The organism is Rhodoplanes elegans, assembly GCF_016653355.1.
Lineage (GTDB): Bacteria > Pseudomonadota > Alphaproteobacteria > Rhizobiales > Xanthobacteraceae > Rhodoplanes > Rhodoplanes elegans.
Genome location: NZ_NHSK01000013.1, coordinates 1 through 7,476 on the forward strand (window position 1 = coordinate 1; position 7,476 = coordinate 7,476).

General features: G+C 68.7%; 9 protein-coding genes. 6 read left to right on the forward strand and 3 right to left on the reverse strand.

What is annotated here, in order from left to right:
* Positions 1-1,378 (forward strand): RNA polymerase sigma factor RpoD (gene rpoD, locus CCR97_RS00880; protein WP_201159232.1); only part of this gene is annotated, 1,378 nt, incomplete at its 5' end.
* Between the two features lie 387 nt (positions 1,379-1,765).
* On the opposite strand, the gene CCR97_RS00885 is transcribed toward rpoD, so the two are convergent.
* From CCR97_RS00885 to CCR97_RS00895, 3 genes are all read right to left on the reverse strand, one after another.
* Positions 1,766-2,095, reverse strand: coding sequence for a hypothetical protein (locus CCR97_RS00885; RefSeq protein WP_244670191.1), 330 nt, complete (start codon positions 2,093-2,095; stop codon positions 1,766-1,768).
* Between the two features lie 2 nt (positions 2,096-2,097).
* The gene (hemG, locus tag CCR97_RS00890; RefSeq protein WP_111355780.1) at positions 2,098-2,652 is read right to left on the reverse strand and encodes a menaquinone-dependent protoporphyrinogen IX dehydrogenase; all 555 of its coding nucleotides are present in this window, start codon (positions 2,650-2,652) and stop codon (positions 2,098-2,100) included.
* 189 nt (positions 2,653-2,841) lie between these two features.
* On the reverse strand, positions 2,842-3,294 hold the full coding sequence (locus CCR97_RS00895; protein WP_111355781.1) for a GatB/YqeY domain-containing protein: 453 nt from the start codon (positions 3,292-3,294) through the stop codon (positions 2,842-2,844).
* Positions 3,295-3,503: 209 nt separating this feature from the next.
* Between CCR97_RS00895 and carA the strand changes: the two genes are divergently transcribed.
* The 5 genes from carA (at position 3,504) to CCR97_RS00920 (ending at position 7,450) form a co-directional block, all read left to right on the forward strand.
* On the forward strand, positions 3,504-4,688 hold the full coding sequence (carA, locus tag CCR97_RS00900; RefSeq protein ID WP_111355782.1) for a glutamine-hydrolyzing carbamoyl-phosphate synthase small subunit: 1,185 nt from the start codon (positions 3,504-3,506) through the stop codon (positions 4,686-4,688).
* 199 nt (positions 4,689-4,887) lie between these two features.
* A complete protein-coding gene (locus CCR97_RS32490) occupies positions 4,888-5,127 on the forward strand; it encodes a DUF4160 domain-containing protein (RefSeq protein WP_111355783.1) in 240 nt (79 codons plus the stop codon).
* A gap of 1 nt (position 5,128) precedes the next feature.
* A complete protein-coding gene (locus tag CCR97_RS00910) occupies positions 5,129-5,599 on the forward strand; it encodes a DUF2442 domain-containing protein (RefSeq protein ID WP_244670192.1) in 471 nt (156 codons plus the stop codon).
* Between the two features lie 299 nt (positions 5,600-5,898).
* A complete protein-coding gene (locus tag CCR97_RS00915; protein WP_111355785.1) occupies positions 5,899-6,705 on the forward strand; it encodes a cupin domain-containing protein in 807 nt (268 codons plus the stop codon).
* 88 nt (positions 6,706-6,793) lie between these two features.
* Complete coding sequence (locus CCR97_RS00920) at positions 6,794-7,450, forward strand: cupin domain-containing protein (RefSeq protein WP_201159233.1); 657 nt, start codon at positions 6,794-6,796, stop codon at positions 7,448-7,450.
* Positions 7,451-7,476: the final 26 nt, after the last annotated feature.

The window sequence follows — 7,476 nt, forward strand, 5'->3', positions numbered from 1 at the left end:
CGCCAAGCCCGCGGCGCGCGCCCCGCAGCGCCCGGCGCCCGGCGACGACGAGGAGGCCGGCGACGGCCCGATGCCGGACGCCGAGATGGACGAGGACGACATGGAGGGCTCCATGTCGCTCGCCGCCATCGAGGCCGAGCTGAAGCCCAAGGTGCTCGAGACCTTCGACATCGTCGCCGACACGTACAAGAAGCTGCGCCGGCTGCAGGACCAGAACGTCGAGTCCAAGCTCAAGAACGAGTCGCTGTCGCCGGCCCAGGAGCGCAAGTACAAGAAGCTGAAGGAGGAGCTGATCGCCGAGGTGAAGTCGCTGCGCCTCAACCAAGCCCGCATCGATTCGCTCGTCGAGCAGCTCTACGACATCAACAAGCGTCTGGTCGGCTACGAGGGCCGCCTGATGCGGCTCGCCGAGAGCCACGGCGTGCAGCGCGAGGACTTCCTGCGCAACTACCAGGGCTCCGAGCTCGATCCGCGCTGGCTCAACCGCGTGTCCAAGCTGTCGGCGCGCGGCTGGAAGAACCTCGTCGCCAAGGAGAAGGACCGCATCAAGGAGATGCGCGGCGACATCCAGAACCTCGCCGCCGAGACCGGCCTCGAGATCCTCGAGTTCCGCCGCATCGTCCAGATGGTGCAGAAGGGCGAGCGCGAGGCGCGCCAGGCCAAGAAGGAGATGGTCGAGGCGAACCTGCGTCTCGTGATCTCGATCGCCAAGAAGTACACGAACCGCGGCCTGCAGTTCCTGGATCTGATCCAGGAGGGCAACATCGGCCTGATGAAGGCGGTCGACAAGTTCGAGTACCGGCGCGGCTACAAGTTCTCGACCTACGCGACGTGGTGGATCCGGCAGGCGATCACCCGCTCGATCGCCGACCAGGCCCGCACCATCCGCATCCCGGTGCACATGATCGAGACGATCAACAAGATCGTCCGCACGAGCCGCCAGATGCTGCACGAGATCGGCCGCGAGCCGACCCCGGAGGAGCTCGCCGAGAAGCTCGGCATGCCGCTGGAGAAGGTCCGAAAGGTCCTCAAGATCGCCAAGGAGCCGATCTCGCTGGAAACGCCCATCGGCGACGAGGAGGATTCGCATCTCGGCGATTTCATCGAGGACAAGAACGCGATCCTTCCGATCGACGCGGCGATCCAGAGCAACCTGCGCGAGACGACGACGCGGGTTCTCGCCTCGCTCACGCCGCGTGAGGAGCGCGTGCTGCGCATGCGCTTCGGCATCGGCATGAACACGGACCACACGCTCGAAGAGGTCGGCCAGCAGTTCTCGGTCACGCGCGAACGAATTCGTCAGATCGAGGCCAAGGCGCTGCGCAAGCTCAAGCACCCCTCGCGGTCCCGCAAGCTGCGGAGCTTCCTGGACAACTGATCAGGTCGCAGTCGCAGGGCGAAACAGCGAAGCGTATTCCGCCGCGGCGACCGGCCGTAGGGTGGGCAAAAGCGCGAAAGCGCCGTGCCCACGCGGGCCGGCCGGGGCGATGGACTCGCCGGGCACGCTTCGTCGCGGACGGCCGTCCACGGCAGCGGCCGCCTGCCTGGAGATCTCCCGAGCGAGACGTGTGGCTTGGCCGGCCTCGAAGATCGTCGAAGATCGTAGCCCGGCTGAGCGCAGCGAAGGCCGAGAGCGACGAGCGGCCGTGACGAACGATCCGGACATCGCCCTCACAGCCGACGACGGAGAACCGGTCGTCTCCTGTTCAGGATCGCGGCCCATTCTCGCCCAGCCTCTTCGCTCCGGCCGGGCTCCGGGTCTGTCTCACCCCCGCGGCAGGGAGACCAGCCGCTCGCGGCCGCTGTCGTCGTAGTGCGGGGCGTCGGGGGCCGGGACGCAGCTTTCGATGTCGTACTCGTCGAAGACGTGCTCCGGCACGGCGTAGGGCGGACCTTTGTACCAGGTCGGGTCGTGGTCGAGGTCGAGCCGGATCGCCACGACGGTGCGGGTGCCGACGTCGGTGCAGCGCCAGCGCCCGGTCGCGGTCAAAAACTCGCAGCCGATCGAGAACTGCGCCAGCGTCATCCCGACGTCCAGGGCGCCGTCCTGCGCAGCACCGGCCGCAACCTTGTCGAGCGTCTCTGCCGAACCCATGACTACCCCCCCTGTCCGTTGCGGCCGGCTTCCGCCAGCGCCGCGATGTCGTTGGCGAATGCGTCGACCCGGTCCCAGGGGGTGTACTCGACCACGGTCGTCGGGTCGGTCGGGCCGCCCGTGATCAGCATGATGAAGCGGATGATGTGCCGGTCGAAGAAGCCGTAGCGCGGATAGTCGAGGCGCCCCGCGAAGGCGGCGGCGAGCGCCGGGGCGAGCCCGTTCTTGGCGATCAGCTTGCGCAGGTAGGCGTTGCCCTCGGCCGTGTCCTTGCCGGGTTTTCGCGCCGTGAGGTTCACCGAGGCGAGCACCAGCGGCGGCGGCGCATCGAGGTCCTTGAAGGTCTCGACGAGCTGGAGCCCCTCGGCGAGGTGCTTGCCGTAGCGGATCGACATGATGGCGACGACCATCGGCTGCGCCGCCAGATCGGCCGCCGAGGGCTGCGACGTCGCCAGATCGGTCGGCGTCGCCGGGATGCCACGGGCGGCCAGGCGACCCGCGATATGGGTCGCGATCTTGCGGGACTGGCCGTCACGAGACGCATAAAAAATCTGCATGGAACAGCTCGAGCAATCTTCGGCCGTCGCCGCGGCTGAATCGCCGCGGCCCCACTGTCGCTCCCCCGCGCCTTCGGCCGACCGTGGCGCGGCGGAACGTCGTTGCGGCAGCATGAGGCCGTCGCGGCGCGACGGCACGATCATGCCTCCGGGGCACGCTCTCGGGGCGGGCGCACCCGTGTCCAAACGCTACTTCAACAACCCCTTCACGATGCCGCTCGCCTTGCCCATGTCGAGCTGGCCGCCATGGCGCTCGCGCAGAACCGCGATCACCTTGCCCATATCCTTCATGCCGGCGGCGCCGATCTCGGCGATCACCGCCTTGACGGCCGCCTCGGTCTCCTCCGGCGAGAGCTGCTTCGGCAGATACGAGGCGATGACCTCGATCTCGGCGCGCTCCTGGGCCGCGAGCTCGGCCCGCCCGCCCTTCTCGTAGAGGTCGACCGACTCCTGGCGCTGCTTCACCATCTTCTGCAGCACCGCGACCACGTCGGCGTCGACGAGCGCCGGCTTGCCCTGCCCGCGCGCCTCGATGTCGGCGTTCTTGAGCGCCGCATTGACCAGCCGCAGCGTCGAGACCCGCGGCGCGTCGTGCGCCTTCATGGCCTCCTTCAACGCAGCGTTGATGTCGTCGCGCAGCATCCTGCACCCTTTCGTGCGCCGCCGAACCTTGCTTCGGCGCCCTTTATACGCAAATAAGGCGGGACGGCCAGAGCGCGCGCCCACCGGACCCGGACATTTCCGGTGTCGGTTACCGCCGGGCGCTCCAGCCGTCACCGCCGCGCGGCCGTGCGCCGGCGCCCGTCGCATCGAGACGCCTTCGAATCGAGACGCCGTTGAATCGAGACGCCATGTCGAACGACCCCTCCGCCTGGGCCGATCCCGCGCCCACCGCCCTGCTCGTCCTCGCCGACGGGACCGTGATCGAGGGATTCGGCCTCGGCGCCACCGGCCATGCGGTCGGCGAGGTGTGCTTCAACACGGCGATGACCGGCTACGAGGAGATCCTCACCGATCCCTCCTATGCGGGCCAGATCATCACCTTCACGTTCCCCCACATCGGCAATGTCGGGACCAACGAGGAGGACATCGAGACCGTCAACATGGCCGCCACCCCGGGCGCCTGCGGCGTGATCCTCCACGCGGCCGTGACGCGGCCGTCGAACTACCGGGCGACCCGCCATCTCGACGCCTGGCTCAAGGCCCGCAACATCGTCGGGCTCGGTGGCATCGACACCCGGGCGCTCACCGGCCTGATCCGCACCAAGGGCATGCCGAACGCCGTCATCGCCCACGCACCGGACGGCCGCTTCGACCTCGACGCGCTCAAGGCCGAGGCCGCGGGCTGGCCCGGCCTCGTCGGCATGGACCTGGTGCCGCGGGTGACGTCGGGCCAGCGCTTCACCTGGGACGAGACCGAGTGGGTGTGGGGCAAGGGCTACGGCCGGATGGAGAACCCCGGCCTGCACGTCGTCGCTATCGACTACGGCATCAAGCGCAACATCCTGCGCCTCATCGCCGGCATCGGCGCCAAGGTGACGGTGGTGCCGGCGACGACCGCGGCCGAGGACATCCTGGCGCTGAAGCCGGACGGCGTGTTCCTGTCCAACGGCCCGGGCGACCCGGCGGCGACCGGCGCCTATGCGGTACCGGTGATCAAGTCGGTGGTCGAGTCCGGCCTGCCGACCTTCGGCATCTGCCTCGGCCACCAGATGCTCGGCATCGCGCTCGGCGGCACCACGCAGAAGATGCACCAGGGCCACCACGGGGCGAACCACCCGGTGAAGGACCTCGACACCGGCAAGGTCGAGATCACCTCGATGAACCACGGTTTCGCCGTCGACCGCGGCAGCCTGCCGGGGAACGTCAAGGAGACCCACGTCTCCCTGTTCGACGGCTCGAACTGCGGCCTCGCCCTGACCGACCGGCCGGTGTTCTCGGTGCAGTACCACCCCGAAGCCTCGCCCGGCCCGCGCGACAGCCACTATCTTTTCCAGCGCTTCGCCGGCCTGATGCGCGACCGCAAGCGGGCGTGAGGCAGCCGCACGCTCGCCACCGAAACAGCGAGGCGCCATTCTGGTGCCCCGCAGCCTCTTCTCTTGATTGCATTATGAATATTTTTCTATTATTCGGCGCAAGAGGCAGTTCATCGCCAGCCGTTGTGCAGCTATTGCACAATTAACTTGACACTGTGCAACTGTTGCACTATCTACTCGTTTCGAAGGTGGCAGCGCGATGCCCGAGATCGTGCGGCTGAACCAGTGCAGGATTTGCATATACCCCGGAGACCACGTGCCGCCCCATTTCCATGTCCGAGGACCGGGATGGACGGCCTCGATCCAGATCGGATCGTTCCAGGTCTTGAAGGGGTCCGGGCCGAAGTCCGCCTTGGAAGAGGCGATCAGATGGGCCCGGATGCCGGCGAACCTGCACCGTCTGTGTGACGAGTGGAGACGGCTCAATGAACGCGACTGACATGCTCGACACCGGCGTTTCGATGCCCCGCATCGGGTCGCTGCGCGTGGTCGGACCGTCGCGCCTGGAGGTCACCTGGGCCGACGGTAACCGGGCTGGCCGCTCCGAGACGGTCGACATCGCTCCGCTGATCGGCAGCTACAAGGTGTACCGGCCGCTGCGCGACGACGCGGCCTTGTTCGCCACGGCCCGGCTCGTCGAGGACGGCAACGTCGTCACCTGGGACGGCCCCGATCTCGAGATGACGGCCGACCTGATCGAGACGGTGGCCGAGCAGGAGATGGATTGCGCCGACTTCGCCCGCTTTCTCAAGCGGAATGGCCTGACCCAGGAGGCTGCGGCCGCGCTTCTCGGCCGGAGCCGGCGGCAGATCGGCTACTACCTCAATCCCGGTCCGGTGCCCCGTATCGTCGCCCTGGCCTGCTTCGGATACGAGGCGCTGGCAGCGAAGCGCCGTTCCGACGCGGCCTGACTGTCTGTCCAGCACGGGGACGTGCGGCGCCCGAAAACCGGGCGCGTCGACGGCGACCGACACCATTCCGGCTAGTCCGCCGGCCCCGCGGGCCTACCGCGCTGGCCGCGTGGGCGTTTCGGACGCCTGCGCGAATCCGGCTATTCCGCGCCTAGGGCGGACGATTTGCAGCCCGGTTTTGCAGGTGCGAAACGCTTCCGCATTGAAACAACCCATTTAAGCAACGCTTAAAGCGGCGGCCGTCAGCCTCCCCCCGCGACGCCCGCCGGCCCCCGCCGGCGATCGCAGCGAGGGCAAAAATGATCAAGAAAAATCAAAATGCTCTGAAAAGCGCTCCGGCCCCCGAGGCGTTCCGGTTCGGCGACGACGGCCTGGTCCCGAACAACCCCGTCCTGTCCTGCATGGTGGTTCGCCAGGGCATCGACCTGACCGGCTCGGCGCACCACGCCGACCGGATCATGGCGACGTTCGAGCGCAACGGCTGGGTCGGCCTGTGGCGGAACGAGATGTACCCCTACCCGCACTACCACGCGGGCGTGCACGAGGCGATGGCGATCGCGGCGGGGCGGATCCGGGTGCGGCTCGGCGGCCGCTCGGGCGTCGAGGTCGATCTCGTCGCCGGCGACGTGCTGGTGCTGCCGGCCGGTACGGCACACCAGCGGGTGATGGGATCGTCAGACCTGATGATGATCGGCGCCTATCCGACCAACGGCCAGTACGACCTGAGGCGTCCCAACATGATCGACTGCATCACGGCGCGGGCCATCGTCGGCCGGGTGCCGCTGCCGAAGACCGATCTACTCGACCGCGAGCGCCCGCTCGTTCTCGCACGATGGATGGCCGACACCGAGGCGGCCGCGGCCGGCGCGCCCGAGGTCCCGCTCTACCGCCTGCCGCCGGAGCTGCGCCGTTCGCGCGAGCGCAGCGAGAACGAGCTCGACCTGGCGCCCCTGCCGCGCACCGCCGCGGTCCGCCAGCTCGCCGAGCGCGGGGCGCTGGCGCCCCGGCCGGCCGCAGAGGGCGGCCGCGGTGCCGCCTGGGGTCCGGCGATCGGCGATCGCACACGACGCACGCGAATTGGACCTTCCGGCTTAAGCGCGCTTTAAACCCGGGACAGCAGACTGCGCCGGAAAGCGCCGCTGGTGCGTTGTGGCCAGGACAGGCCGACCAGAACGGACGTACCAGGACGGACGAATGCACGCGAAAAGCCCCCGCCATCCCCCCGAGACCTTCAAGCTCGACGACGACGGGGTGGTGCCGAACAACCCGATTCTGTCGCTCGTGGTGTTCCGCGACGCGATCGACCTCAAGGGGTCGGCCCATCCCGAGGACCTGATCGAGAAGACGTTTCAGCGCAACGGCTGGGTCGGGGTCTGGCGCAACGGCATCTATCCCTACACGCACTACCATTCGCGCACCCACGAGGTGATGGCGATCGCCCGCGGGCGCGCCCGCGTCCGCTTCGGTGGCGACAAGGGCACCGAGGTCGACCTCAAGGTCGGCGACGTCGTCGTGCTGCCGGCCGGCACCGGCCACCAGCGCGTCACCGCCACGGCCGATCTCGTGGTGATCGGCGCCTACCCACCGACCGGCACCTACGATCTCTGCCGCGGCAGCAAGGCCGAGCACACCAAGGCGACCGCCGCGATCCCGAAGGTGCCGCTGCCGGCGAGCGACCCGGTGCACGGCAAGGGCGGCGCACTGGTGAAGTCATGGGCGGCCGAGACCCAGGCCGCGGCCCAGCCCGCGATCGAGGTGGGCCCGGCCGCGGCCAGCCCATCGGCACCGACCGCACCGTCCGCCCAGGCGCACCCGCCGGCCGAACGCCGCCGCGGCGAGCACGCCGCCTGACCCGACGGCGGCCGAGCGGCGGCCGT

Coding starts and splice junctions, on each gene's coding strand:
- CCR97_RS00885 (WP_244670191.1), bottom strand. CDS start 2,095: ATGGGTTCGGCAGAGACGCTCGACAAGGTTGCGGCCGGTGCTGCGCAG.
- hemG (WP_111355780.1), bottom strand. CDS start 2,652: ATGCAGATTTTTTATGCGTCTCGTGACGGCCAGTCCCGCAAGATCGCG.
- CCR97_RS00895 (WP_111355781.1), bottom strand. CDS start 3,294: ATGCTGCGCGACGACATCAACGCTGCGTTGAAGGAGGCCATGAAGGCG.
- carA (WP_111355782.1), top strand. CDS start 3,504: ATGTCGAACGACCCCTCCGCCTGGGCCGATCCCGCGCCCACCGCCCTG.
- CCR97_RS32490 (WP_111355783.1), top strand. CDS start 4,888: ATGCCCGAGATCGTGCGGCTGAACCAGTGCAGGATTTGCATATACCCC.
- CCR97_RS00910 (WP_244670192.1), top strand. CDS start 5,129: ATGCTCGACACCGGCGTTTCGATGCCCCGCATCGGGTCGCTGCGCGTG.
- CCR97_RS00915 (WP_111355785.1), top strand. CDS start 5,899: ATGATCAAGAAAAATCAAAATGCTCTGAAAAGCGCTCCGGCCCCCGAG.
- CCR97_RS00920 (WP_201159233.1), top strand. CDS start 6,794: ATGCACGCGAAAAGCCCCCGCCATCCCCCCGAGACCTTCAAGCTCGAC.